Origin of the sequence: Streptomyces sp. NRRL F-6492, from assembly GCF_001280125.1 — a bacterium.
Classification (GTDB): domain Bacteria; phylum Actinomycetota; class Actinomycetes; order Streptomycetales; family Streptomycetaceae; genus Streptomyces.
Window position 1 is genome coordinate 22,233 of sequence record NZ_LGEG01000069.1, and the last position, 24,475, is coordinate 46,707.

The 24,475-nt window shown below is 70.3% G+C and carries 30 protein-coding genes; 25 read left to right on the forward strand and 5 right to left on the reverse strand.

Going from position 1 to position 24,475, the window contains the following annotated elements:
* Positions 1–42: 42 nt before the first annotated feature.
* From ADL08_RS08395 to ADL08_RS08410, 4 genes are all read right to left on the reverse strand, one after another.
* Entirely contained in the window at positions 43–558 is a 516-nt protein-coding gene (locus ADL08_RS08395; protein ID WP_053641436.1) for a DUF6082 family protein, read from the reverse strand.
* A gap of 218 nt (positions 559–776) precedes the next feature.
* Entirely contained in the window at positions 777–1,373 is a 597-nt protein-coding gene (locus ADL08_RS08400; protein ID WP_053641437.1) for a class I SAM-dependent methyltransferase, read from the reverse strand.
* Entirely contained in the window at positions 1,370–1,564 is a 195-nt protein-coding gene (locus tag ADL08_RS08405) for a hypothetical protein (RefSeq protein WP_053641438.1), read from the reverse strand. The genes ADL08_RS08400 and ADL08_RS08405 overlap by 4 nt, the downstream gene beginning before the upstream one ends.
* Before the next feature lie 136 nt (positions 1,565–1,700).
* Positions 1,701–2,108 carry a hypothetical protein gene (locus ADL08_RS08410; protein ID WP_159043026.1) on the reverse strand — a complete coding sequence of 136 codons (408 nt, stop codon included), beginning with the start codon at positions 2,106–2,108 and terminating at the stop codon, positions 1,701–1,703.
* A gap of 378 nt (positions 2,109–2,486) precedes the next feature.
* Here ADL08_RS08410 and ADL08_RS08415 point away from each other — a divergent pair, with 378 nt between their 5' ends.
* Positions 2,487–3,365 (forward strand): helix-turn-helix domain-containing protein, encoded by an 879-nt coding sequence (locus tag ADL08_RS08415; RefSeq protein WP_053641440.1) that lies wholly within the window; start codon positions 2,487–2,489, stop codon positions 3,363–3,365.
* Positions 3,286–3,558: a DUF397 domain-containing protein gene (locus ADL08_RS39160; protein WP_420709580.1), complete on the forward strand. Its 273-nt coding sequence runs from the start codon at positions 3,286–3,288 to the stop codon at positions 3,556–3,558. The genes ADL08_RS08415 and ADL08_RS39160 overlap by 80 nt, the downstream gene beginning before the upstream one ends.
* Before the next feature lie 97 nt (positions 3,559–3,655).
* On the opposite strand, the gene ADL08_RS08420 is transcribed toward ADL08_RS39160, so the two are convergent.
* Entirely contained in the window at positions 3,656–4,288 is a 633-nt protein-coding gene (locus ADL08_RS08420; protein WP_159043027.1) for a hypothetical protein, read from the reverse strand.
* Positions 4,289–4,665: 377 nt separating this feature from the next.
* On the opposite strand from ADL08_RS08420, the gene ADL08_RS08425 reads away from it, so the two are divergent.
* The 23 genes from ADL08_RS08425 (at position 4,666) to ADL08_RS08540 (ending at position 24,472) form a co-directional block, all read left to right on the forward strand.
* A complete protein-coding gene (locus tag ADL08_RS08425) occupies positions 4,666–5,082 on the forward strand; it encodes a DUF6093 family protein (protein WP_053641442.1) in 417 nt (138 codons plus the stop codon).
* Complete coding sequence (locus tag ADL08_RS08430) at positions 5,082–5,483, forward strand: DUF6093 family protein (protein ID WP_053641443.1); 402 nt, start codon at positions 5,082–5,084, stop codon at positions 5,481–5,483. Before ADL08_RS08425 ends, ADL08_RS08430 begins: the two co-directional genes overlap by 1 nt.
* A complete protein-coding gene (locus tag ADL08_RS08435; protein ID WP_053641444.1) occupies positions 5,480–5,872 on the forward strand; it encodes a hypothetical protein in 393 nt (130 codons plus the stop codon). The genes ADL08_RS08430 and ADL08_RS08435 overlap by 4 nt, the downstream gene beginning before the upstream one ends.
* Before the next feature lies 1 nt (position 5,873).
* Positions 5,874–6,317 (forward strand): HK97 gp10 family phage protein, encoded by a 444-nt coding sequence (locus tag ADL08_RS08440; protein WP_053641445.1) that lies wholly within the window; start codon positions 5,874–5,876, stop codon positions 6,315–6,317.
* The gene (locus tag ADL08_RS08445; RefSeq protein WP_053641446.1) at positions 6,314–6,589 is read left to right on the forward strand and encodes a hypothetical protein; all 276 of its coding nucleotides are present in this window, start codon (positions 6,314–6,316) and stop codon (positions 6,587–6,589) included. Before ADL08_RS08440 ends, ADL08_RS08445 begins: the two co-directional genes overlap by 4 nt.
* Before the next feature lie 80 nt (positions 6,590–6,669).
* Positions 6,670–7,026: a hypothetical protein gene (locus tag ADL08_RS08450; protein ID WP_159043028.1), complete on the forward strand. Its 357-nt coding sequence runs from the start codon at positions 6,670–6,672 to the stop codon at positions 7,024–7,026.
* 158 nt (positions 7,027–7,184) lie between these two features.
* Positions 7,185–7,664, forward strand: a complete 480-nt coding sequence (locus ADL08_RS08455) for a hypothetical protein (RefSeq protein ID WP_159043029.1) — start codon at positions 7,185–7,187, stop codon at positions 7,662–7,664.
* A complete protein-coding gene (locus ADL08_RS08460) occupies positions 7,661–8,263 on the forward strand; it encodes a hypothetical protein (RefSeq protein WP_053641449.1) in 603 nt (200 codons plus the stop codon). Before ADL08_RS08455 ends, ADL08_RS08460 begins: the two co-directional genes overlap by 4 nt.
* A gap of 26 nt (positions 8,264–8,289) precedes the next feature.
* Positions 8,290–8,598 (forward strand): hypothetical protein, encoded by a 309-nt coding sequence (locus tag ADL08_RS08465; protein ID WP_053641450.1) that lies wholly within the window; start codon positions 8,290–8,292, stop codon positions 8,596–8,598.
* Between the two features lies 1 nt (position 8,599).
* Positions 8,600–13,402 carry a phage tail tape measure protein gene (locus tag ADL08_RS08470; protein ID WP_053641451.1) on the forward strand — a complete coding sequence of 1,601 codons (4,803 nt, stop codon included), beginning with the start codon at positions 8,600–8,602 and terminating at the stop codon, positions 13,400–13,402.
* A complete protein-coding gene (locus ADL08_RS37110; protein ID WP_053641452.1) occupies positions 13,402–14,301 on the forward strand; it encodes a phage distal tail protein in 900 nt (299 codons plus the stop codon). Before ADL08_RS08470 ends, ADL08_RS37110 begins: the two co-directional genes overlap by 1 nt.
* A 10-nt stretch (positions 14,302–14,311) precedes the next feature.
* Positions 14,312–15,244 (forward strand): hypothetical protein, encoded by a 933-nt coding sequence (locus tag ADL08_RS08480; protein WP_053641453.1) that lies wholly within the window; start codon positions 14,312–14,314, stop codon positions 15,242–15,244.
* The gene (locus ADL08_RS08485; protein WP_053641454.1) at positions 15,244–16,344 is read left to right on the forward strand and encodes a hypothetical protein; all 1,101 of its coding nucleotides are present in this window, start codon (positions 15,244–15,246) and stop codon (positions 16,342–16,344) included. Before ADL08_RS08480 ends, ADL08_RS08485 begins: the two co-directional genes overlap by 1 nt.
* Positions 16,341–18,614: a hypothetical protein gene (locus ADL08_RS08490; RefSeq protein ID WP_053669168.1), complete on the forward strand. Its 2,274-nt coding sequence runs from the start codon at positions 16,341–16,343 to the stop codon at positions 18,612–18,614. The genes ADL08_RS08485 and ADL08_RS08490 overlap by 4 nt, the downstream gene beginning before the upstream one ends.
* 17 nt (positions 18,615–18,631) lie before the next feature.
* On the forward strand, positions 18,632–19,009 hold the full coding sequence (locus ADL08_RS08495) for a hypothetical protein (RefSeq protein WP_053641456.1): 378 nt from the start codon (positions 18,632–18,634) through the stop codon (positions 19,007–19,009).
* Positions 19,010–19,045: 36 nt separating this feature from the next.
* Positions 19,046–19,366 carry a hypothetical protein gene (locus tag ADL08_RS08500; protein WP_053641457.1) on the forward strand — a complete coding sequence of 107 codons (321 nt, stop codon included), beginning with the start codon at positions 19,046–19,048 and terminating at the stop codon, positions 19,364–19,366.
* 51 nt (positions 19,367–19,417) lie between these two features.
* Positions 19,418–20,332, forward strand: coding sequence for an N-acetylmuramoyl-L-alanine amidase (locus ADL08_RS08505; RefSeq protein ID WP_053641458.1), 915 nt, complete (start codon positions 19,418–19,420; stop codon positions 20,330–20,332).
* Between the two features lie 4 nt (positions 20,333–20,336).
* Positions 20,337–20,567 carry a DUF7681 family protein gene (locus ADL08_RS08510; RefSeq protein WP_107091994.1) on the forward strand — a complete coding sequence of 77 codons (231 nt, stop codon included), beginning with the start codon at positions 20,337–20,339 and terminating at the stop codon, positions 20,565–20,567.
* On the forward strand, positions 20,567–20,806 hold the full coding sequence (locus ADL08_RS08515) for a hypothetical protein (RefSeq protein ID WP_053641459.1): 240 nt from the start codon (positions 20,567–20,569) through the stop codon (positions 20,804–20,806). Before ADL08_RS08510 ends, ADL08_RS08515 begins: the two co-directional genes overlap by 1 nt.
* Before the next feature lie 144 nt (positions 20,807–20,950).
* The gene (locus ADL08_RS08520; protein ID WP_053641460.1) at positions 20,951–21,523 is read left to right on the forward strand and encodes a hypothetical protein; all 573 of its coding nucleotides are present in this window, start codon (positions 20,951–20,953) and stop codon (positions 21,521–21,523) included.
* 186 nt (positions 21,524–21,709) lie between these two features.
* Positions 21,710–22,081, forward strand: coding sequence for a hypothetical protein (locus ADL08_RS37115; RefSeq protein ID WP_159043030.1), 372 nt, complete (start codon positions 21,710–21,712; stop codon positions 22,079–22,081).
* Positions 22,082–22,106: 25 nt separating this feature from the next.
* Positions 22,107–23,264: an AAA family ATPase gene (locus tag ADL08_RS08535; RefSeq protein WP_053641463.1), complete on the forward strand. Its 1,158-nt coding sequence runs from the start codon at positions 22,107–22,109 to the stop codon at positions 23,262–23,264.
* 74 nt (positions 23,265–23,338) lie between these two features.
* On the forward strand, positions 23,339–24,472 hold the full coding sequence (locus tag ADL08_RS08540; protein WP_053641464.1) for a hypothetical protein: 1,134 nt from the start codon (positions 23,339–23,341) through the stop codon (positions 24,470–24,472).
* The last annotated feature ends 3 nt before the right edge of the window (positions 24,473–24,475 follow it).

Below are 24,475 nucleotides of genomic sequence, written 5' to 3' on the forward strand. Positions count from 1 at the left end.
GAGGCGGATCGACCGTGTGGCCACCGGAGCTGTGGGGTGAAGCTACGCGACGGTGTTCACGACGGGCTTCTCGGTGGCGGCCGCGGCGTACTCGCGGTCGAGGATCTCGATGAACGTCTGGGTGGCCTCACCGTCGGACTCCTGGGACCGGAAGTCTCGGGTCTTGCCCCAGAAGTCCCGGACGATCGGCCGCTCCATGAGGCTGCGGGCCTGTACGAGCAGCTTCTCCGGACTGGTCAGCCCCAGCTCGAAGGTGAGGTGGTTGAGGCTGATCTGGCGGTTGACCCGCACCATGTTGGCGAGTTCTTCCGGGGTGATGTCTCCCTTGTTCCAGATCTCGCAGTGCTCGGGATCGGTCGCGATGGCCGCGAGCAGCCGCTGGTGGAGAGCGGCCGTGTCGAGCCGGAGCCGCTGCTGGTGCTGCTCCCTGGAGAGCTCGATCGTCTCCTGGTGGTGCTTCTCGGCGAGCTCGGTCCTTCCCCGCTGCAGGCGCCCCGCGTTCAGGATGCCGACGGCGACCGTGGCGGTGGCGATGAGGATGGCCTTGGAGGTCTTCATGGATTGCCCTTCGTGGAGGTGGAACCAGTCCCCGGAAGCTCCTGCAATGAGAGGTAGCGCCGGGTAGGGGCTCCCGGCACGGACCTCGGCACTCCGCCGTACGCCGCCCGAGGAAGAAAACGGCTGGCGAACAGTCCGTGCCGGGAGGTGGTGCCGCTCCCGGCCCGTAGCCCCGTCATGGGCATCGGACCCGGCACAAGGCCGGGAGCGAGTTCGGATCAGCCGTACGGTCCGCGCAGAGTCACGGCCGTGACCATGCCGCCGGGGTCGAGGTCGTAGCGGTCGTACGAGGCCCAGCCTTGGGCCAGCCCCTGCACCGCGGCCTCGGGCAGGGCGTGGGCCTTCGAGCCGGCGGGCAGCTTCTCGGCGACGGCCGTCGTCACGTGCAGCACCCCGTTCCTCCTCAGCCACCGGCGGACGTCGGTGAGGAACCTGGGCGCGTCCAGGAACTGGAGCACGTGGCGGCAGGTCACGATGTCGACACTGCCCGGTATGAGACGCGGCGGGATCGCATCGGCGTCGAAGTCGTGGAGCTCGAACCTCGCGGTGGAGTGCTCGGCGTGGTGCTGGTGGGCGCGCTCGATCGCGGCCGGGGAGGAGTCGTAGCCGGTGACGCGCAGCCCGAGCTGAGCCGTCCGGCAGGCGAGCGTCCCCAGCCCCGTGCCGACATCGACCACGGTCTGACCGGGAGCGGCGTCGGTACGGTCGCGGAAGCGAAACAGCTCGCCGTCGCTGATCGGCTGGGAAAGCGCGCCCTGCCGGTAGAGGAGGTCCCAGTCCGGCAGGGCCTGGACAGGGGCGGGGGCAAAGATCATGACCGGTTCCTCTGCTCGTAAGCGCCGCCGGTGGGGGCGATGTTGACGCGGTGCAGCCGGGCCGGTTCGAAACGGCGCTCGAAGGTGTTCCCGAGCGCGGTGCTGAACAGGTCCACGGGCAAGGGCTCGGCAGGCTCGGGGATGATCGCGGCCAAGGCTTGGCCGGGGGTGCGCATGGTCAGGGCGCTCATCTGGGGCTCCTCAGGGGGTGGTTCCGTACAGGGCGAGCGTGACCACGGACCAGCCGACGAGGGCGACGAAGAGGATCTGGCCGGCGATCTGCCGCCATCCCACGCCGCGATCGGCGAGCCAGCGGGCGGGACTCCTTCAAGTCGCCGGTTCCGGGACGAGGAGCGAGGTCATGCAGCGGTGCTCGTGGATGCGGTGGAGAGCGTCCTCGTAGTACGCCTCGTCCACGCTGATGTGCCGGTACGTCGGAACCAGTACGCCTCGGGCGAAGCCACCAGCCAGGTCCTTCATCAGCTGGTTCCACGCTGCGCTCTTGGTGGGAACGACCTCTCCGGAGTCGTCGTGGATCGTGCGCCGCACGACCCACTCCCGGCCGGCTGCCTTGTCGCGCAGCCGCTTGAAGTGCGGCTCCGGGTCTTCGCCCGGCAGGGTCTTCACGTACAGGATCACCCGGGTCCCGGAGCCCCCGCCGGTGACGTGGCTGTTCAGCGAGTCGCGTAACCGCTCAAGGCGTCGCTGAGTAGGGCTGGGGGGCTCCAACCCCATCGTGAACGGCCACCTCCGGCCAGCTCGTTCCGAGGCGGTGGGGTCGCTCGTTCGTGCCACAGAAGAGGAGCCTTTGATGGACTGCATGGTGAGCATCTCCATGGGCCGTGAGGGCGTACTGAAGCTGCGGATATCGCTCTCTGAGAGGCCGGTTCGCTCGGCCTGACCCGCGTATCCTCTGGCTCAACAACCGTCCTGCATGTGAGAGTTAATGTGCAAGCGCATGTGAGAGTTAATGAAAAATGGCATGTGCCAGAGCACCAACAGGGGCGTGTTCACGGGGGGACAGGGGGTGGGACACTCGGGGACAGAGGGCACGTCGGCGGTGAGCAGAGGTCTCGATGAGCACCAACACGTAGCAGGAGAGGACGGCACAGGGTGGCAGCGCGACGAGGAGCGACATTCCGGCGACGCGAACTCGGGAGGGAGCTCCGTCGACTACGAGAAGCGAAGGGGCTGACTCAGGAGGAAGTGGGGCACCGGCTCGGGTTCTCCCACACCAAGCTGGTCCGAGTGGAGACGGGTGATATCGACCTGCCCCGGACGTCGGACCTTGAAGACCTGATGACGCTCTACGACGTGATCGACAAAGGTGACCGTGCGACGCTGCTCCAACTGCACCGCGAGTCCCTGAGCAAGGATCCCTGGACGCCGTACAAGGCGTTCATGCCTTCCAAGATGCCCACGTACCGTGGGCTGGAGGAGGCTGCGCACGTCATGCGCGCCTTCCAGCCGGACGTCGTCTTCGGGATGCTTCAGACCCAGGAGTACACCCGGGCGCTGTTCCAGCTCGCCAAGCCCGTCGATGAGACGACCAGCGAGTTCATCGAGACGAACACCAAGATGCGGCTCGAACGCAAGGAACTGATCACGCGCGAGGACAGTCCGCTGGAACTCCGGGTCATCATGGACGAGGCGGCAGTTGCGCGGATGATCGGCGGACCCGACATAATGCGGGCCCAGTACGACGAGATCATCGCACTCAGTGAGCTGGAGAACGTGACCGTTCAGATCCTCCCTCACGAGGTGGTCACGTACCGGGCGAGGTCCAATTTCATCCTTCTCGATTTCCCTGACGACGTGGACCCTGTGGTTCAGACGGACCTGCCGGACACCATCTCCGTCACGGATGCCCGCCGGGCGGTTGCCAAGGCAGCTCGCGGGTTCGACGCCATGCGTGAGAGCGCATTGGCGCCGGCCAAGACGGCCGATTTCCTGTACCAACTCACGCAAGGATGGAAGAGCCATCGCTACTAACCCGCGGGCCTCCCAACTGGCCCCCAAGACCGCCTGGACCAAGTCCTCGTACAGCGACAGCAACGGTGGTGCGTGCGTCGAGGTGGCCGACCTCGGAGAGAAGGTCGGTGTGACCGACTCCAAGCTCGATGACGGACCGGCCTTCCTTGTGCCTGCTTCCGCATGGGCGACTTTCGTCGCTTTCGTAGAGTAAGAGCCAGATTGAACCGCTGGCCCCCCTCAGGTGCGTTGAGGGGGGCCAGCGTCGTTCATCATCAAGTGTAGATAGGCCGGTCAACAGAGGAGTGCGGTCACTTGGCGGGCCTCCACTCCCCGCAGCCTTCGCTGTTGAAGGAATAGTCGCTCGCGTGGATCGTCACCTGGACGCGGGCGGCGCCGGTCGAGAAGTAGTTGTCGATCGGGTTGCCGTTCCGGTCTGTCCGTTCCCAGTAGCAGTTCGTCACATCGGTGGTGACGTAGGTGCCGGGCTGCACGTCCTCGCCGACGGTGAGGACACCGGACCCGAAGATCCTGCCCTCCTCCGAGAGCCGGTTGTCCTTCTCGGCACCGGCCAGCAGCTTGGTGACGCGGCTCTTCTGTGGGTGGTCGGGGCACAGGAGGAGCGCGCCGCGGACTTCGCTGATCTGCTCGGGCGAGCCCGCGTCCTCGAGGTAGCCGAAGCTGTCGGTCGCGTTCTGCGCGCACATCCCGTACAGGGTGCCGAGCGGGCTGGTGTCGCCGTCGTCGCTCTTGCCGTACGCGGTCGTGAGCGCCTTCTGCTCCGTCGGGCTGAGCTTGTCTCCGGAAACGGTGCCCTCGCAGAGGGAGTACGAGCCGGACCACGCCTCGCCGGGGGTGCTGAACTCGGTGTCGACGCCGGTGCACTGAATCGACGCCGTGATGGGGACGGGCGTGTACTCGACTTCCGGAGCCGACGTGATCACCGGCGGCGGGGTCGACGTGATCGCCGGCGGAGTCACGGCGGGCCCGGACTTCCCCTCCGGTGACGCGTTCGAGCACGCGGTCAGCGCCAGCGCGGCCACTGCCGCCGCGGCGACAGTCCATCTCTTCAAGGTCCCCCCAGACTGTTCAGGGCCCCGAGGGTGGGGCCCAGCTTGGTAGGAGCACGGTAACCCCGGCCGCAGGAGTGCGCGGCGGCGCGGCTTCGCTCGCGCACCGAGTGCGACCGTGAAGTTTTTCCATGCCGTTCAGGGAAGGCTGAGGAAGTATCGATCATGGCCGGGAAAGGCCAGGATTCCCGTTGCGCAGAGCCATGATCTGACCGGTGCGGAAGGCCGTCTGACCTGCGCATACTGAGGCCATGACGACGCCGGCCGATCCCCTCGCGCGTGCTCGCGCGGTAGCCGAGAAGCGCGTCTGCACCGACACGGTACGGATCTACATCCCGGGCGTCTTCAACCCCGACACGTGGGAGTCGACCCCGGACGTAGTGCTGTGGGAAGGGGCGGGGGCGGTCCTCCCGGACCGCGCGGCGGACGTGACGGTGACCGTGCAGGACGGACAGGGAACTCCCGTCTCCAAGGCGGGCCGGTACCGCATGTTCACCCCGCTCTCGGCGCCGGTGGCGACGCCGGAGCACACCGTGACGCTGACGGCGTCGGCGGACCCGGACGCGACGGGCCGCAAGTGGAAGGTCGAGTCGGTCGAGCGGTCCAGTGCCCCGGTGCTCCGCCTGACCTGGCTGACGTACGACACGACTGCGAACGGCGGGAGTTGATGGTCGACCTGGAGCAGGTCCGGACGGACCTGGAGAACCTGATGACGGACACGGTGCGGGTGCGCCGGCCGACCGGCGAGACCGCCCCCGAGGACGGGGCGCCGGTCTGGGCGACGATCTACGAGGGCGCGGGCGCGCTGCTGTCGACGCACGGCCAGATCGCGGTGCGGCAGCTTCTGGGAGCGGACTGGCTGGGGGAGGCGTCCGCCTGGTATCAGCTGATGACGCCGCTCTCCGCGCCGGTCGCCGACCCGGGGGACCAGGTCGAAGTGGTCGGAGGAGACGAGGGGTTCGCCGGGCGGACCTGGTTCGTGGAGGCCCGCACCCAGGCGTCCACGGTGGAAGTCGTGCGGGTGACGCGCCTGGACGAGCAGACCGGCGCACTGGCGGTGGGCGTGTGAGCGAGCAGAACGAAGGGCTGCACCACGTGCGGATCGTCGCGGACGCGGCGCGGCCGACCGTGGAGATCGACGGCCAGGACGTGTCCCGCCTGCTGCACTCCTACCACGTGCAGCAGGAAGCCGGGCGGGAGCCGACCGTCGTGCTGGAGCTGGCCGCCCACCGCACCACGGCCCTGGAGGGCCTGGCCCGGGTCGTCGTCGGCGTCCCGCCGGACCCGGGGCCGGCGGCGGCGGAATTCCTCCAGGCGATCGACGCCGCCCAGCTCGAACAGACGGCGCTCGCCCGGCACGACCTGCAGGACGGCAGGCCGAACGAGCTGACACGGGCGATGCTGCAACTGCTGGGGGAGTGGGCCCGCGGGCAGTGGGCCGGATGGGAGCCGAGCTGAGATGGCCGGGATCCTGAACCCGCACACGAACGCCCACCCGGACGCCGGGCTCTACACCAACGGCGCGCAGATCGCGGCGGCGCTGGACCGGCGCGCTGCCCTGGTCCTTCCGCACTCCGTCGCCCTGGTGCGGCACTTCGCGATGCTGCTGGAGACCCGGGTCAAGGCCAATGCCTCAGGGCGACCGGGGCCGAACGCCCCGACGGGCGACTACCGGAGGTCGTGGTCGCACGCCGTGTACGCGTCGGGTACGGACGTGATCGGCACGGTGGGCACGAACAAGCCCCAGGGCCGCCGCTTGGAGTACGGCTTCGTCGGCACCGACGCGCTGGGCCGCACGTACGCCCAGCGGCCGTACCCCCACGTCGGCCCGGCCGTCGAGGCGATCCGACCGCTGTTCCTGGAGGGGATGCGGCAGGTCGCGGAGGGAGGCGGGCAGACGTGAGCGGGGTGTCGGAAGACCAGCTCGCCGAAGCCCTCGAAGGCGCCGTCGGCGAGGTCCTGGCCACGCTCGGCCTCGGCATCCTGTCGCGGATGACGCTGAGCATCGAAGTGATCGACCGCGACGGTGACCTGGGCCTGTTTACGGTGGCGGCACCGGCCAACATGCCGGTCTGGGACCGGATCGGACTACTGCGGTACGCGCTGACGGAACTCGAAGCGAACTCGGTCGGCCACGCCGTCGCCGCCCGCCTCCGGAACGAGGAGGACGAGTGAGCGTCCCCGGCAGGCAGGTGGCCCAAGCGGTCATCCAGACGATCGTGGCCGCGTCAGGTCGGTCCTGCGGGTACAGCACGGTGCCGACGTCCCAGTCCCTGCCGACCGGTGCCCAGCTCCCCTATCACGTGCTGTACGAGCTGGGGCAGTCCGTGAGCGGGCCCCCGTTCGGTGACCAGGCGGCCGACGCCCGGCTCCTCTTCCAGGTGACCACCGTCGGCAGCAGCCCCGAGGCGGCGTCGTCCGGGGCGGACCGGGTGCGTGCGGCATTCCTCGGCCGCACGGCGAAGGGTGCCGGCTGGCAGTACCCGATCACCTTGCCGACCGGGTACACGGTGATGGGCCGGGACCTCGACCGCGAGGACGGTATGACCGTGGCCGGATCCACGTACTCTTATGTCCAGCGGTTCGCCGTGCACGTCACCACCACTGGGTGACCACGCCGACCTGATGCTCCTCACCGCGGAGGTATACGCGGACGCTCGCACGACGTGACGGGCCGAATCCCCTGATGGGGACGGCCCCTGCGTGCTCTGGGCCAGTCCCCGGAGAGCGAGTCACCCAGATGCCCGAGCTGACCACTCAGAAGCGGTTCATGCGCCGTGGCGTGAGCAAGTTCTTCTTCCTCACCACCATCGCCAACCCGAAGAACGGCCCGAGCCGTGCGGAGATCGCCGCCGGCACCGAGCTGTCCGACCGCATCAGCGACGTCGAAGGGTGGGCGCTGGAGAACACCCCGATCGACACCCCGGACATGGGCACCGACTACACCAGTTCCATCCCCGGCGAGGACAAGGCCGAGAACAGCGCGCTGACCTTCTACGAGGACAGGGAGGATTCCAGCGTCGAGACCCTCCTCAGCAAGGGCGTCGAGGGGTACGTGGTGATCCTCAGGAAGGGCGACATCCCTGCGTCGCCGTCCATGGACACCTTCCCCGTCCGTGTCGGCGCCCGGTCCGCCAGCTACACGACGGCGGCCGAACCCGCGAAGTTCCGGGTCTCCTTCAACATCACCTCCAAGCCGGCGCTCGACAGCGCCATCCCGGCCCTCGCTGCTCCGGGTGGTGGCGCGTGAGCGGCAAGCAGCCGGAGGGGACCGTCGTGGCCGTCGAACCGCCGGCGCACGCGGTGGCCCGTGACGCGCACTGGGCGGCGAAGATGGAGCGCCTGCGGCGGCGGAAGCTCCTTGAGCGAACCGCGACGTTCGCCGACGACCCGGCGGCGAAGAAGGCGGTCGCGGACGCGGCGCTCGCGCTGGCGAAGGCCCGCTCGGAGGCGGACCGGAGGGCGGACGCCGAGGAGATCCCGGCCGAGCAGCGCGAGGCCTGGATCAGTGGCCAGCCGAACGTCCTGGCTGCCGACTCGAAGCTCGCCGAGGCGAACGCGGTGCTGGAGGACGCCACGATCACGCTGACCTTCCGCGCCCTTCCCCGGCCGGTGTGGGAGGACCTTCTGCAGGAGCACCCGCCGACGGAACAGGGCGCCGACCGGGGCCACGAGTACAACGTGGACACCTTCCCGGCCGCGCTGATCTCTGCGTCCTCGACGGATGGCATGACCGCGGAGGAGGCGCAGGAACTCCTCGACGCGTGGTCGGACCCCGACGCCAAGGCGCTGTTCACGGCGGCCCTCCTCGTCAACCAGACTCCCCGGGCTGACCTGGGAAAAGGCTGATCGAGGACGCCCAGTTCCGCGCCGAGATGCAGGTGTGCGCCTCGTACGGCATCCCGCACAGCCAGTACCTCGGCGCGGACACCGGCGGCCGGTGGACCGCTCTGGACCGGGCCAAGGCCCTGGCCTGGCAGGCGTACCAGCGGGCGACGTGCGACGGCTGCGGAACCCGCATGGCGGAGTGGGACCCCGAACTCGGCGGTGACCGCTTCGCGTACGTGCCCGAGCCGGTGCGCTGCGTGGGGTGCGAGCTGATCGAGATGGAACGGGAGCAGGTCCCCTCGGGGGCCGAGGGCCGCGGGGTGAAGATCGGGCTGAGGCCCAGAGAGGGAGCCTGACGTGGCCTCCGGCTACAACCTGTACGTCAACCTGCTCGCGTCCACCGGGGGCCTCGCCTCCGGCCTGCGGCAGGGGGCGGGACAGCTAAGGGCCTTCGACGGGCAGCTCGGCGCGACGGCCGGCCGCCTGAACCAGGTGAGGGCCGCTTCGCAGGCGCTCGCCCGCGCGCAGGCGGAGGCGTCGGCGCAGATGGTGACGGCGCAGGGCCGGGCCAGTGCGGCGGCCCAGCGCGCCGCCCAGCTCCAGCAGCGCGCGGGGCGGGCCCAGACCGTCGCCGCGCAGACGGCCGCGCGAGCGGAGACGGCGCGGGCCGCGGCGGTGCAGGCCGGTGAGCGGGCTGCGCGGGCGCAGGCCGTCGCACAGACGATGGCTGGCCGGGCGGCGACGGCCAGCGGGCGGGACGCGGAGCGTGCGGCCCGGACCGCGGCAACGGCACAGCAGTCCGCGGCCCGGGCCGCAGAGGTGCACGCGCAGGCGGTGCAGCGGGTGCAGACGACTCAGTCCCTCGCGGCGCGGGCGGCCGGCTTGTCCGCGCAGTCCTCGGAGCGTGCCCGGCAGGCGGCGCGGCAGCAGGACGAAGCGGCGGCGCAGACCGCCCGCGCCCGGCAGGCCGCCGCAGCCCGCACCATGCAGGCCGAAGCCGCCCTGGCGCAGGCCCGCGAGCACGCGGCGGCCCGGTCGGCGCAGAACGCTCTCGTCCTCGGCGCCGCGCTCGGCGTCGGCGTGGCACAAGCGATCGCCCTGGAAAGGGAGATGGCCAATGTCATGACGATCAGCCAGCAGATCAACGGCGACACGATCGGGCAGTTCACCGACCAGATCGTGGAGCTGTCCACGAAGCTGCCACAGACCGCGCAGCAGCTCGCGGAGGGCCTGTACCAGGTCGTCAGTACGGGCTTCGACGGCCAAGAGGCGCTGGAGATCCTGGAGGTCGCCGCCACGGGAGCCGCCGCCGGCCTGACCACGTCGGAGACGGCCGCCCGCGCGCTCCTCGGCGTCCTCAAGGCGTACGGGATGCCCGCCAGCCAGGCGACGGACGTCATGGACACCATGTTCCAGACGGTCAACCTCGGCGTCGTCTCCTTCGAGGAGCTCGCGCAGCAGCTCGGCGACGTGGTGCCGATGGCGGCGGCGGCCGGCGTCGAGTTCGATGACCTGTCGGCCGCGTTCGCGGCGGTCACGCTGACCGGTATACCCGCGGCCGAGACCGCGACCGCGCTGAACATGCTGCTCACCCGCATGATGGCGCCGACCTCCGACCTGCGGAACGTCATCCGCGACCTCGGCTACGAGTCGGCGTCGGCAGCCCTGCGGCAGGACGGCCTGTACGTAGTGGTCAACAAGCTGAACACGGCGGCTGGCGGCACCGCCGAGAGCCTGCAGCACATGTGGAAGGACATCCGTGCCACCCGCGCGGCCCTTGCACTCGCTGCGGCCGACGGACAGAACTACCGCGACACCTACGCCGGCATCGCGGTCGAGGTGGCGAGGGCGGGCGCCACCCAGCGCGCGTACGCGATCCAGACGGACACGGTGGCCGGCCAGTGGCAGCTGGCCGCCAACCAGGCGCGGGCGCTCGGAATCGACCTGGGGCGGGCCCTGCTCCCGGCGCTGAAAGCGGTCGGGACGGTCATCCACACGGTGGTCGGCGCCGTCCAGGACATGCCCGGCCCGATGAAGTCCACCCTCGCGGTGATCGCCGCCACGGCGGTCGGCGTGCTGCTGCTGCGCGCCGCCTACCAGAAGGTCACCGCCCAGATCGCCGCCTTCCGTATCGCGCAGGCGGCAGCGGCGACCTCCGGCACGGGGATGCCGACCCTCCTCGCCGGCACGAGCCTCGCCGTGTCGGGGCTGTTCGCGGTGCTCACCCTCGGCATCGCCGGATACGCGGCCTACACGGCGTCGAAGCAGAAGGCGAAGGACGCCACCGAGGAACTGATCAGGGCACTGCAGGCCGAGCGCGAGCAGGGCGGCTCCGGACTCGGCCTCCGCGAGCTGGTCGACCAGCTCACCGCGGACGGGGCGCTGGAGGACCTGAAGAAGGTCGGGATCGGCGCGACCGAGGCGATCGACGCGATCACCGCCGGCGGCGGGAAGCTCGCCGCGCTCAAGTCCCGCCTCGACCAGGACGCCCTGACCTACACCCAGGCGGTCCAGCGACGGGAGAAGTCCGGCAACGTCAACGACCTGCTGCAGTGGTCCGAGGCCAAGAAGCTCCTCGACGAGCGGCACCAGGTGTGGACCGACGCGGTCAAGAAGGAAGCGGACCTCGCCAACCAGCAGGCGATCGTCGCTTCCCGCATCAAGCAGCAGGCCGCGAGCACCGGCGGCATCTTCGACCTGATGTCGCTGGCGAACGTCGACAAGACCGGCGCCGCGCAGATCACCGACGAGATGCGGGCGCTCGCCCAGGTCGTCGGGTCGGCGGTCGATCCGGCCGAGGCGTTCCGCTCGGCGCAGCAGAAGGTCGCGGAGGCGCTGAGGAAGGCGGGGAAGGAGGCCGACACCGCCAAGGTCAAGCTCCAGGACTACATGAACGAGCTGCGCGGGCAGCTGGTCGCGCAGCGCGACTTCCAGGGAAATTTGAGCGAGTTGGCGGTCCAGGGCTACGCCGACCTCGCGGACCACTTCGCCGGACTCGGCATCGACGCCGCTCCGATGCTGGACGAGCTCGCGGAGCAGTTGAAGAAGGGCAACAGGAAGGTCGCCGACGAGCTGCGCGACATCGTCCTGGAGGACATGGAGCGGTCCAACGAGGGATACCGCATCGGTCTGGAGAACACCGCCCGCATCGCGGAGGAGTACGGGCAGAAGATCGCCCGCGCGTGGGCGACGGCGGCTGAGCGCAACGATCCGGTGGCCTTCAAGAAGGTCCTCGGCGACATGGCGCTGATGGACCTCGACAAGGCCGTCGACAAGACGGTCAAGGGGGCCGGCGACAAGTTCCGGAAGGGCCTCGGGATCCTCGCCTCCATCGCGAGGGAGAAGGGCACCGACGCGGCCGGCGCGTTCGAGGACGCGCTGCTGTCCGGAGACGTCGAACGGGCGATGACCAGCCTGCAGCAGGTGTGGGGAGCGGACCTCCCGGTGCCCGAGGCCGAGCTCGCGCAGATCGTGGCCGCGTTCGCCGGTGCGGGCACCGCTGCCCGCGAGGAGTGGTCTGGCGCCCTCGCCCTGATCGCCCAGGTGTCCCACCAGAAGGGCTCGGAGGCCGCCGCCGCGCTCACGTCCGCGCTGTTGTCCGGGGACATGGCGGCGGTCAAGGCGCAGCTCGACGCGATCGGCGTGTCCGTGCAGAACATCCCCGGCAGCAAGTCCGTCACGGTCAGCGTCAACGCGCAGAAACCACCGCCGATCGTCGTGCCGATCATCCTCCAGCGGCAGTCGTCGCCGTGGGACCAGGACGCGAACGGGGTGCCCGACAAGATCCAGGCACCCCAGGCCCGGGGCAGCGTCCTGGACTTCTACGCCCAGGGCGGCGTCCGCGAACAGCACGTCGCGCAGATCGCGCCCGCGGGCGCGTGGCGGGTATGGGCGGAGGACTCCACGGGGGGCGAGGCTTACGTGCCCCTCCACCGCTCCAAGCGGCCGAGGTCCCGAGTGATCGTGGAGGAGACCGTACGGCGCCTCGGCGGCGACCCCTCCAGCATCGAGTGGTTCGCCAACGGCGGTCTGAGCGGCTTCGACTACGAGGTCACCCAGTCCCCCCAGCTCTTCGACCTGTCCGGGATCGCCGGGGACTCGAAGACCAAGAAGGGCAAGTTCGACCTCAAGCTCTTCGCGAAGAACCTCGACCGCGCCGTGTCGGTCGCCCGCCGCTGGCGCACCGACCTCCAGACGGTGGCCCGTCGCGCCGGCCAGGACGTCGCCGACGCCCTCGAAGCGATGGGCGAGGACGGCATCGAGCTGACCCGCAAGATGGCCACCGGCAGCTCGAAGTACCTCAACGACATGGCCGCGGACCTGCGGGCACTGGCGGACGCGTCCAAGGCCACCTTGGGCGACTTCACCGGGCAGTTGAAGGCCGCGGTCGCCGACCAGAAGACGTTCGAGAAGAACCTCGCGACGTTGGCCGCCAGCGGGTACGGCGACCTGGCGAAGCTCCTCGCCGAGCAGGGCGACGCCGACGCCGAACTCCTGGCCGGGCAGGCGGTGAAGGACAAGAAGAAGGCGAAGGCCGCGAACGACGCGGCGAAGTCCGCCGGCGGCCTGGTCCGCGACGAGGACCTGACGGACCTCGTGGCGATCATCGCCGCGGTGAAGTCCTCGAAGGTCGGCCTGCACGAGGTCGCGGCGACCACCGGCCTGGACGAGGACGTCATCATCGAGCTGGCGAACCTGGCCTACGACCGGATCAAGACGGCCCTCGGGTCCAAGGGCGCGAAGTTCTTCTCCGACCTGTCCCGCGCGAACAAGGGCCTGTCCTACCTCCAGGGCGGCATCCTCACCCCCGGCCTCTACGCCACCAGCAACGGGATCGTGCGGTTCGCGGAGCCCCAGACGGAGGGCGAGGCGTTCATCCCCTTGGGCACCGGCCAGCGCAGCTCGGCGACGGCCGTCCTCCACGACGTGGCGCAGCGGTTCGGCTACCGGCTCACCTCCGCCACCGCCGAGCCTCCCCGGCTCGTCGCCGCCCATCCCGAGGGACAGGTGAAGGTCGTCGTCGTGCGCGAGCAGCCGGCGGCGCTGATCGGATCCATGCCGGTGACTGTGTCCGGCCGCCCCGACACGAACGTGGCGGCGGAGGTCGGCTCGGAGATCATGCGCCGGCTGCGCAACGCACAGCGAGGAGGCCGGATCTAGTGGCTGAGCTCAACAAGGACTTCCAGATCGAAGTCGGGGGCCTCCTCATGGGACCGGGCACCCCGTACGTGATCGCCGACGTGCCCGGCTTCGGCACGCCCGACCTGCGAAGCCAGGACGTCGACAGCCCCGCGGGGGACGGCGTCTTCCCCGGCGTCGACTACTACGGCATGAGGGCGGTCCGCATCGAGGCCGCGATCCGTACGCCGGGCGACCCGGCGGCGGCGGCCGACGCCCTCGCCGCTCTCCACCGGATGGCGGCCACGGCGGCCGTCCGGAAGAAGGCGGGCGCGCTCACCTCCCTGAGGGTGAAGTGGCCTGGCCGTCCGGCCCGCCGGTTCTACGGGCGTGTCCGGCGGGCCGAGGCGATCACGACGGCGCAGCTCATCCACGGGTGGGTGCCCCTCGACCTGGGTTTCGACGCCCTGGACTCGACCGTCCACGACGACGTGGAGCAGTCGCTCGTCCTGCCGCTCGACATCTCCCAGGACGCCTTCGGCTTCAAGGCCCCCGTCATCGCGCCGATCACCACCGGCGTGTCCAACCCCGCCACCAGGCCCGGCTGGATGACCAACCGCGGGGACCTGCCGGCGTTCCCGAAGTTGCGGATCAGCGGCCCCGTCGCGAACCCCAGGGTGTGGATCGCCGAGACGGGAAAGGCGCTCCAGCTCGCGCTGACGCTCGGCCCCGGCGAGTACGTCGAGATCGACACCCGCCTCGGAGCGCGGTGGGTCGTCAAGAACGGGTTCGGCAGCGCGCAGACCGCCCTCAGCACGTCCAGCCGTCTCGACCAGTTCCAGATCCCACCCGGGCGGTCCGAACTGCGCTGGACGGCGACCGACTACACCAACACGACCCGTCTCGCCATCACGTGGCGCGACGCGTACACCGCCCTGTGAGGAATCCCCGATGGCACTGATCCAGCCCCCGATGATGGTCCACGGCGGAGTCCACCCCGCTCGGGCCATGCGCATGATGATCCGCGACCTCGCTCGCGGAAGCTCCGGAGTGACCGAAGGCAACGACCTGCGCGTCAGCCCGCTGACCACGCCCGGCGCCGGCGTCCGGGTCGGCGACGGCTCGGCCGTCGTACGAGGAGCGAGCTGGGCCCAGGGCAGCTACACCCAGTACAACGTCGGCGACGCGGTCGTCCCCATCGCCCCGACGGGCGCCTCGGCGCGTTCTGACCTCGTGACGCTCCGGGTCGAGGACCCCGAGTACGAGGGCACCCGGGACCCGCTGACCCAGGACATCGGCTACTTCCACGTCGTGAGCGGCGTGTCCGCAAGCACGACCGCTCCACCCGCCGGGATGACGGCCATCCCCCTGGCCCGCATCGACGTCCCCTCGAACACGGCCACCATCACCAGCGCGATGATCAAGGACCTGCGGAGCATCGCGAACCCCCGGAAGGAGCGCAGCCTCTACACGGCCTCCCCGTCGGGGGACCAGAACTGGGCCGGTAACCCCATCGGGACCTTCGTGGCGTGGCCGCCCGCAGCGAGGTGGAACATCACCGTTCCGCCGTGGGCAACGACGGTACGCATCGTGCTGAACATTGCCGGCGTCCAGGTACTCAAGGGCGGGATCTGGGCGCACTCCGCCTGGAGGCTCGGCGTGGTCCAGGGCCAGTCCGTCACCGCCGAGACCGGCACGACCGACGGCTCCGAGCGCATCCACCTCATCTCCGCCGACACGCGGAGCATCCCCGCCGCCATGCGGGGCACCGTCCAGCCGCTCAACGCGATGATCGCTCTCGACTCGGATCAAGCCGGCGTCCTGCAGGCCGATGTCGTCACGACGGCGATCTGCGACGTCGATTTCAGCGAGGGCGTCGTCTGATGCCGTCGTACCGATACCTCACGCAGAACGCCCTGACAGGCGCGTTCCTCGCCACTGACCTGCCCTTGAGCCAGGTCGAGTTCGGGCCTGCCCTGTCCGGGACCGGGGCCCTGACCGCCGTGGTCGAGCCCCGTCTCGCCCACCTCGACCGGTCGCAGTTCGACCCCGGCGCTTCCCTCATCTACGCCGAGCGCGACGGCCGGCTCCTGTGGGGCGGGATCGTGTGGAGAAGCATCCCCGAGGGCCAGCAGATGCGCATCGAGGCGGCCGGTGTCGGCTCCTACCCGCATCGGCGCCACGACCTCCACGGCAACCTCGGGGGGCGCGGGCCCTACGTCTACGCCGACCCCTGCAAGGTCATCCGAGACGTGTGGGCCTACTGCCAGGGGCAGCCGGACGGCAACCTGCGCGTGGCCGTCGACGCCACCACGTCGAAGGTGACGGTGGGCACCCCCGCCGAGCCGTACCACGTCGACTGGTGGGACGCCCCCACCCTTGGCGGCGTCATCGAGGACATGACCGCCGTCGAGGGCGGACCCGAATGGACTGAGGACGTCTCCTGGACCGGCGACGGCAAGCCCGCCCTGCGCATGCGCCTGGGGTGGCCCCGCCTGGGCCGGAGGCGTACGGACATCTCCTTCACGACGGGCGTGAACATCGTCCGCGCCGTGCCGGTCGAGTACGACGCCGACCAGGCCGCGCAGGTCGTCGTCGCCCTCGGCGCGGGCGAGGGGCGCAGCCGACGCCGCGCCACCGACGCCGCGCGCGACAACCGGCTCCGCCTGGAGCACCTGCTGGAGGTGCCGAACGAGCAGGGGAACGACCGGCTCGCGGCCCGGGCCCGCACCGAGCGGGTCTCCCGGCAGATCACCGGCGAGGTCACCGAGGTCGTCGTCCGCGACCACCCGGCGGCGCCGATCGGGTCCTGGCAGATCGGCGACGACGTGCCCGTACGGGTCTACGACGAGTGGACCACCTTCGACGCCTGGTGCCGGATCGTCGGCTGGCAGCTTCGGCCCGGCGCCGGCGAAGAGCCGGAGCAGGCCGTCCTGCAGCTCCAGCGCGCCGACCGCTTCACCTACATGGGAGGCAGCTCGTGAGCAGCGACATAACCCGGCTGGTCGCGCGGGTCGCCGACCTGGAGAGGCGGTTGAGCCGCAGCACCCGCACGTCCTCCTTGGCGTACTCCTCGATCGAGAACGGCGCGGTGGAGGTGTACGACGAGGACGGCTCGCTGCGCGCGGTCGTCGGCACGCAGCCGGACGGCACCGCGGGCATCAACGTGGTCAACGGCCCGCCGCCGCCCGAGCCCGCCGCACCCGCCGTGACGTCGGTGCTCGGCGGCATCGCGGCGGTCTGGGACGGCACCTTCGCCGAAGGGGCCGTCACCCCCCTGGACTTCGCGCGCGTCGAGGTCCACACCGGCACCGCGCCCGAGTTCACGCCCGGACCGCACACCCTCGCCGCCACGCTGGAGTCCCCGCAGGGCGGTCTCGTCACCGTACCGACGGAGCAGCCGGTCCACGTTCGCCTCGTGGCCCGCAACACCTCGGGGGCCGCATCGGAGCCGTCCGCGTCCACAGGGCCGGTCGGCCCAGAGCCGGTGGTGGCCGAAGATGTGCTCGACGGCAGCATCACGGAGCCCAAGATTGCTGAGCGCGCCGTCAACGCCACCCACATCAAACTCGGGGCCGTTACCGTTGACCACCTTGCCGTCGGCGTTACCGGCAACCTGATCCCCGATCCCTCCTTCGAGACCGGGTACATCGCCAGCAGGATCGTCGGCTTGCCCGGCGTCGCGGTCGTCACGGGCGGCAACTCCTCGGGCAAGGCGCTGAGGTTCACCCTCATCTCCTCCGCCCCGCGCACCCTGCTCTACAGCCGCTTCCCGGTCACCGCTGGCGAACGCTACTGGGCCGCGTTCGACTTCAAGGGCGGCACTGACTTCGTCGGCAGGAACGGTCTGCTCATGTCCCTGCAGTGGCTCGACACCAACGGCGCCCACCTCAGCTACAGCGTCATCTCGAACGCGGGCCCCCCGGCGGACGGCGTCTGGCGCCGGGGGACGTTCATCCACGCCGCGCCCGCGGGCGCCGCCTACTGCGTCCCCGGCCTGCAGAGCCCCACCGGCTCCGGAACGGTCTACTTCGACAACGTCGAGCTGCGCCCCGTGATGTCGTCGGCCACCGGAGGCACGCGCGCGGAGATCGCCCCCGACGGGCTACGCCTGTACGACGCCCAGGGCGAGGAGTCCGTCTCGCTGGTGACCGGCCGTCCCAACTACTTGACGCTCTCCACGGACGGGCGGCCGGTGGCCACGATCGACCAGCAGGGCAACGGGGCGTTCTCCGACCTCTCCGTCGCCGGCGAGCTGTCCGTCGGCGGCGACCCCCTGGAGAGAATCCTCGCGCGCCTTCCCCGGGGCCTGGTCGCCGTCGACTACATGGCCACCGCCGTGACCGCCGGGTCGAGCGAGTACGGCTACATCGAGCTCGCCTTCGAGGCGGACACGAGCAGGATGTACAAGATCACCTTCGACGCCTACGCGGACCCCAATGTGGCCGGCGGTGAGATCGCGGTCGTCCTGCGCGACGGCGGCGCCGCCACCCCGACGATCAGTTCCCCGCAGATCCAGTCCATCACCCAGCCCCTGCCTGGCGCCGGGTGGACCCGGGTCCACCTGGAGACCATCAAGTCCGGAGGTGCGCTCGGCGGCGGCGTCCGTCGCCTTCTCGTGAGCTTCTGGGCGCAAGGCGGCCCGGCCGGGCAGACCGTCCGGCTCCTCGGCGCCGCCCCGTATCTCGGGATCTTCGCCGTCGAGGACATCGGCCCGTACGTTCCGGAGACCGGCGTCTACAACACGGGTGGCGGCACTGTCACGCCGGCGAAGAAGAGCTACACGAAGATCTACAACGCGTCCTGGTCCGGCTCGTACGCCAACCGTTCGCAGTACAACGCGTACTACAACAACCAGTGTTTGCAGGGGTATTACAGCTCCACGAACGGGATGCAATCCGCCTTGATCGGCTTCCCCGCGAGCCTGGCCACCGACCTGTCCGGCGCCTCCATTCAGCGGGCGGAGCTCTTCTTGTACTACGAGCACTGGTACTCGAACACCGGCGGGACGGCGGTCCTCAAAGCGCACAAGCACGCGTCGCGTCCGGCGTCGTTCTCCTGCGACTCCGAAGCGATGTCGGTCTCCTGGTCTCGGAATCAAGGCAAGTGGGTTGATATCACTGCAATTTTCGACTCGACCCTCTGGCGCGGGATCGCGCTCGACCCGAACAACTCCTCGTCCGCCTTCTACGGGAGGGCCCGAGGCGTCGGCGAGGCGTACGCCCCTCAGCTCAAGGTGACCTACGTCAAGTAGCCCGAAGGGAAACGAACATGCTCATCTCGTCTCTGCTCGACGAGCACACGCGGCTCATGTGCAACGCCGACTTCTGCGCCCGCGTCCGGGCCGCCTTCGTGCGGATCGCCCGCGAGGTGCTGGCCGAACGCCCCGACACCGACGGCTACCCCCTGCGCTCGGCTCTCGCTCGCGGCGCCCTCACCCCGTCGGACCTCCTCGGGCCCGGCTATGCCCCGCTCATCGCCACCGACCCGGCCATCTCCGCTGCCGCGGCCGCCGGCCACGTCGAGGGCCAGCCCGGCAGCGCCCAGGCCGCGGTCACCGACGGACAGCTCCTCGACGCTGTCCGCCGCGCGTGGAACCTCATCGCGGGCGTTGTGGAGTGGCGGGAAGGCGCGGTGACCGTAGACTGAGCACCGGCGTGGGGCCGGCTGGAAGAGGAGCGGGAGTTGACCGCGCCCAATCAGGACCCCACCCCGTGGGAGCTGCTGCGTGCCATGCAGCAGATGCGTGACGACCTGCGCGCCGATTTCGCGTCGTTCGCCGCCCGGCTGGCCGAGATGGTCACGCAGAACGAGTACGCCGCCGATCAGCGGACGGCCAACGTGCGACTCCAGGCGATCGAGGACGACCTGGCCGAGGTGAAGCGGGCCCAGGAGCGGGAGGCGACCGAGGCCCGCACCAACCGCCGACTGGCGATCTCCGCGATCGTCGCGCCGATCATCGTCGGACTCGTCACCTCCTGGCTGCTCGCGAAGTTCGTGGGATAGCCGTACACGCACCACCCAGAGCCAGGCGCGGGGGAGAAGCAGGACGCGCTCATGGCAGTACCGCTCAACGCCGACCGTGCGCTGGCCACCGTCAGGGCCGCCGGACTGGCGATCAAGGAGGTCCGCAGTTGGCGGACCCACAACCGCAACCACATCGGCCCGTGGGGGCCGGTGCACGGGGTGGTCATCCACCACACCGGCGAGTACAGCACCGAGGCGGGGATGGTCAGCCTGTGCTACGCCGGGCACTCCACCCTGCCGGGCCCGCTGTGCCACTCGGTGATCGACAAGGCGGGTACCGTCCACCTTGTCGGCTGGGGCCGTACGAACCATGCCGGGCGCGGCGACCGGGACGTGCTCCAGGCCGTGATCGGCGAGAAGGCGCTGCCGACGGACGACGAGGCCGACGCCGACGGCAACACCCACTTCTACGGCGCTGAGCTGATCAACCGCGGTGACGGCCGCGACCCGTGGCCCGAGGAGCAGATCGACGCCGCCGCGCGGTGGGCGGCGGCCCTGTGCGCCGCGCACGGGTGGAGCGAGAGGTCGGTGATCGGCCACCTCGAATGGCAGCCGGGGAAGCCGGACCCGAGAGGGTTCTCGATGGACAGCTTCCGGGCCCGGGTCGCCCGCATCCTCAAGGACGAGCACGACGGGCCCGCCCCTTCCCATCCCGCGCCCGGCCCGAAGCCGACCCCGTACGCGCCGCCGCCGTTCCCCGCCGGCCTGGCGCCGGGCAAGGACCGGCCCTCGGCGAAGCCGCTGCAGAAGGCGCTGCGGGCGGCCGGCTTCCTCACCATCACGGACGGGGAGCTCGCGGACGCGTACGGGCCGCGCACTCAGGCCGGTGTCGCGAAGTTCCACGACGCGCACCGCCAGTTCAAGGCCGAGGGCGTGACCAGGGACCCGGCGATCGGCCCGAAGGGGTGGGCGTACCTGTTCACCCTCGCGTACGGGAAGAGGTGATCCGGTGGCGCTGACACCGGAGGAGATCGAGAGGCGGTTCGGGTACCACCCGGCCGACACCCCGGAGCGGGTCGCCGCGCACGAAGAGGTGAGGGCGGCGTGCCGCGACCTCGCCCTCCTCTTCGACGGACGGCTGCCTAAGGGCCGGGAGAAGGCGCTCGCGCTGACGCTGTGCGAGCAGGCCATGTTCTGGGCGAACGCCGCTGTCGCCCGCGAGTCCAGGGAGAAGAGCTGATGCTGTACGCCTACCTGCTGTCCGTGGCGCGGACGGTCGCGCCGCTCGTCGCCGGGTGGCTGATCACCCAGGCTCTGCGCCTGGGCGTCGAGATCGAGTCGGACGCGATCGAGACGCTGGTGACCGCCGGGTTCGTCGTCGGCTACTACGCGCTGTTCCGGTTCGCGGAGCTGAGGCTGTCGCGGCGCTTCGGCTGGCTGCTGGGCTGGGCGCGCCCGCCGGAGTACCCGGCGGCGTAGCCCCGGAGAGGGAAGAGGCCCCCACCTTGCGGTGGGGGCCTCGACCTCTTGGAGGCCGCCAGAGTAGCACCGGTACGGCGTAGAGGATCACCCCACGCCTGGTTAGTATCTATAGGCATAGGGTGTGCCGGTGGAGAGCGGGGCGTGGTGACGGTGGAGAAGCCGCTGTTGGTGGGGTCGCAGGAGTTCGCGGCCCTGTACGGGGTGCGGGGGCCGCAGGTGTCCCAGTGGATCGGGCGCGGGACGCTCACCTACGAGCAGGCCCGGATCGTGTCGGGGTCGCCGTACTGGCCGCTCGCGTTCGCGCGGAGCTTCGGGGAGTCGACGCCTCGCCGGCGGGAGGTGAGCGAAGAGGTGCTGGAGCGCCTGGTGGCGGAGCAGATGCCGGCCCGGTGGGTGGAGGACGTGGCCCAGTTCCCGCCGCTCGTGGGTCAGCAGGAGGGCGCGATGCTGTTCGGCCTGGCCCACGCGGAGGTCCTGACGCAGCAGGCTCGGCCGGGCAAGCCGGCCGAGCCGGACTGGATGCTGTCGGGGTCGCCGCTGTGGCTCCTGGACACGCTGCTGCGGGCGGCGCCCGCGCTGCAGGCGCAGGCGCGGACGCTCGCGTGGGAGGTGGACCCGAGCGTCGAGGCGGCGTTGAGGGACGGGTCGTACGACGGCCCGGGGGCGGTGATCAAGAAGCGTGGCCCGGCCGCGACGAAGGGGCGGGCGGGGTGAAGCCCCTTCCCAATCCGGCTAATTGCATATAAAATCTAATTATCTCGTCCTCCCGGATATCGGGCGCGCGAGGGAGTCTCGGGATCGCCCCGTAGCCCTTGAGCTGCGGGGCGGTCGGCATTCTCAGGGAAGAAGGGCGTTGATCAACCCGCTAGCATCCGTAAAGATAGGCCGCAACACTCCAATGTGGCACTACTTGACGGGGGCGCCGTGCGGGCTCATCAACAGGAACTTCCTGGGCTGGAGATCAAGGAGATCCGCCTGCCGGAGCCGCTGGCTGGCGCCACGATCCAGGAGCGATTCGAGGCATTCCATGAGCTGAACCCCTGGGTTCTGGACGAGTTGGAAGCCATGACCGCTCGCTGCGTGGGCCAGCACTGGCCCCGCGTCGGCATCGCGATGCTCTTCGAGCTCCTGCGCTGGCGCTACGGCGAAGCCACCCGAGGCGACGAGTTCCGCCTGAACAACAACTTCCGCTCGCGATACGTCCGCCTCCTCCTGGAGCGACATCCCGAGTGGACTCGCCTGTTCAGCACCCGCGCTCTGCGCACGGACTGAACCGACCTTGGGAGCACACGCAGTCATGCCACCGAAGCTCAAGACGAGGAAGCCGACCGGGATCGTGCCCTGGCCGCTCATCCTCATCGAGGGAGAGGAGGGGAGCGGCAAGTCCTACAGCGCCGCCGAGTTCTCCGCCTCCACCCTCATCGGCCAGACCTACTGGGTCGACCTCGCCGAAGGGTCCGCCGACGAGTACGCCGCGATCGGCGGGGCCCGGTACGAGATCATCGACCACGACGGCACGTTCCGCGACATCCTGGAGCAGATCGAAGCCGTTCACGCCGAGGCCCGCCGCGCGGCCCTCGCCGAAGAGCCGCCCGTCGTTCTGGTCATCGACTCCGCCTCCGCCCTGTGGCGGATGCTGACGAACTGGACCCAGGAGCGCGCCCGCCGCACGAAGAAGAACCGGGCCGTCCTCGAACAGGACCCGGACGCCGCAGTCGACATCACGATGAACCTCTGGAACGACGCCGTCGACCGCTGGCAGCGCGTCATCCACCTGCTGCAGACGTTCTCCGGGATCGTCGTGTGCCTCGCGCGCGGCAAGCAGGTCTCCGTCGTCGATGACAACGGCAACCCGGTCGGCAACCTCAAGGAGTGGAAGGTCCAGGGTCACAAGGACCTGCCGTTCGACTCCTCGGTATGGGTCCGCCTCAAGCGCGACCAGGACCCGCAGGTCATCAAGGCCCGCTCGCTGCGGCTGCGCGTCGAGAAGCGCCGCCCGATGCGACTGTCGGACTTCACCATCGAGCACCTCGTCTTCAACCTCATGGGCTGCTCGGTCAGCTCCCAGCCCCGGCAGATGCCCGCCCTGGCTGGCGACCGGGTGAGTGCCTGGCTGGACGACCACGACTTCGAGGACTTCGAGGACCCCGAGGACATCGCCGAGCTGGGCGCCCTGTGGCGGAAGGCCGCCGCCCCCGAGGAGGGGTTGGAGCGCCGGGAGGTCCTGTCGATCCGCGCGGAGATCGAGGCGAAGGTCGAGCGGCTCAAGAACCCGCCCACGGAGATGGGAGAGCCCCGCACGGCCACCGACGGCGACAAGCTGCGCGAGGCCGCCGCCCGCGAGGCCGAGACCGGCGACGCCCCGGGCCGGCCCGAGTCGCAGGAGCCGGAGCCGGCCGCCACTCCGCGTCGGCGTTCCCGCGCCAGCCGTACGACCACGGCGACACGCCGCTGATGACCGGCCGCGGGGCGGGATGACCCACGCGAGGCCCCGCCCCGCGGCCTCCCCACCTCTTGGAGACCTGAACCATGTCCGCTCTTCCCCTCGAACCGCCGTCGATCTGGACGGCCGCCCACGAGGTCAGTGACCGAAGCGACCGGTCGCAGCAGAGAGAACTCGGCGCGTCCGACACTGTGTGCCAGCGGCGCGCGGCGTACATCCTCGCCGGCGCCGAGCCCACCGACCACCACGAGAAGCGTGCCGCCCTGCTCGGCATCTACCTCCACGAAGGACTGCTGGAGTCCGCCCGCACCGAGTACGGCTGGCTGGTCGAGCGCAGCGTCCGCGACGCGACGATCCTCGGTCACGTCGACGCCGTCCAGCTCGATGAGGCCACGGCCGCGCGCCTGCCCCGCCGGATGCGCCCCAAGGTCCCGGCGCCCGGCGAGGGGGTGATCGTGGAGGACGTCAAGACGAAGTCCACGTACCTCTGGGACAAGGTCCTGCGGTACGGCCCGACGGAGGCCGAGCTGCGTCAGGCGTACCTGTACGCCGGCGTGCTCGCCAGCGTCGGGTTCGAGGATGTCCCCGGACAGCGGTACCTGGCCCGCCTCGGCCCGCTGAACGTCGTCGCCATCCGCTTCCGCTTCATCAACCGGGACAACGGCGACGAGCACATACACGAGATCGCCTTCGACCCGGTGAGCGCGACGTTCGCCCGCTGGTGGGTGGAGAACGTCCGCGACCTGCCCAGCCCGGAGCAGGCGCGCCGCGACTTCGACGGGCCCGGCCTGGACGCGATCTGCGACAACTGCGCGTTCATGACCGCGTGCTGGGGCGTCCCGGCTCCCGGCCGGACGGCGCAGTCCGCCCTCGTCCGCACGGACGCCGACCGGGAGCAGGCCCTGGCGGAATACGTGAAGGGCCACGAGCTGGAGTCGGCGGGGAAGAAGGCGAAGAAGTTCGCCCGCGCCAAGCTCGACGGCGCCCCGGAGGGGATCTACGGCAGCAACGAGCTGCTGTGGTCCGGCGGCAACCCGACCACCGAGCCCGACGTCGAGGCGATGGTCGACCTCTACGAGACGGAGGGGCTGGAGGTGCCGATGGTGCCCGACGAGAAGCGGATGGTCTCCGTGCTCAAGGACGCCGGCCTCCCGATTCCCGAGCGCAAGACCGGCCGGACCACGGCCGTGAGCATCAACGTGAAGCCCGTCCGGAGCTGATCG

Coding starts and splice junctions, on each gene's coding strand:
- ADL08_RS08395 (WP_053641436.1), bottom strand. CDS start 558: ATGAAGACCTCCAAGGCCATCCTCATCGCCACCGCCACGGTCGCCGTC.
- ADL08_RS08400 (WP_053641437.1), bottom strand. CDS start 1,373: ATGATCTTTGCCCCCGCCCCTGTCCAGGCCCTGCCGGACTGGGACCTC.
- ADL08_RS08405 (WP_053641438.1), bottom strand. CDS start 1,564: ATGAGCGCCCTGACCATGCGCACCCCCGGCCAAGCCTTGGCCGCGATC.
- ADL08_RS08410 (WP_159043026.1), bottom strand. CDS start 2,108: ATGGGGTTGGAGCCCCCCAGCCCTACTCAGCGACGCCTTGAGCGGTTA.
- ADL08_RS08425 (WP_053641442.1), top strand. CDS start 4,666: ATGACGACGCCGGCCGATCCCCTCGCGCGTGCTCGCGCGGTAGCCGAG.
- ADL08_RS08430 (WP_053641443.1), top strand. CDS start 5,082: ATGGTCGACCTGGAGCAGGTCCGGACGGACCTGGAGAACCTGATGACG.
- ADL08_RS08440 (WP_053641445.1), top strand. CDS start 5,874: ATGGCCGGGATCCTGAACCCGCACACGAACGCCCACCCGGACGCCGGG.
- ADL08_RS08455 (WP_159043029.1), top strand. CDS start 7,185: ATGCGCCGTGGCGTGAGCAAGTTCTTCTTCCTCACCACCATCGCCAAC.
- ADL08_RS08465 (WP_053641450.1), top strand. CDS start 8,290: ATGCAGGTGTGCGCCTCGTACGGCATCCCGCACAGCCAGTACCTCGGC.
- ADL08_RS08480 (WP_053641453.1), top strand. CDS start 14,312: ATGGCACTGATCCAGCCCCCGATGATGGTCCACGGCGGAGTCCACCCC.
- ADL08_RS08485 (WP_053641454.1), top strand. CDS start 15,244: ATGCCGTCGTACCGATACCTCACGCAGAACGCCCTGACAGGCGCGTTC.
- ADL08_RS08495 (WP_053641456.1), top strand. CDS start 18,632: ATGCTCATCTCGTCTCTGCTCGACGAGCACACGCGGCTCATGTGCAAC.
- ADL08_RS08505 (WP_053641458.1), top strand. CDS start 19,418: ATGGCAGTACCGCTCAACGCCGACCGTGCGCTGGCCACCGTCAGGGCC.
- ADL08_RS08515 (WP_053641459.1), top strand. CDS start 20,567: ATGCTGTACGCCTACCTGCTGTCCGTGGCGCGGACGGTCGCGCCGCTC.
- ADL08_RS08535 (WP_053641463.1), top strand. CDS start 22,107: ATGCCACCGAAGCTCAAGACGAGGAAGCCGACCGGGATCGTGCCCTGG.
- ADL08_RS08540 (WP_053641464.1), top strand. CDS start 23,339: ATGTCCGCTCTTCCCCTCGAACCGCCGTCGATCTGGACGGCCGCCCAC.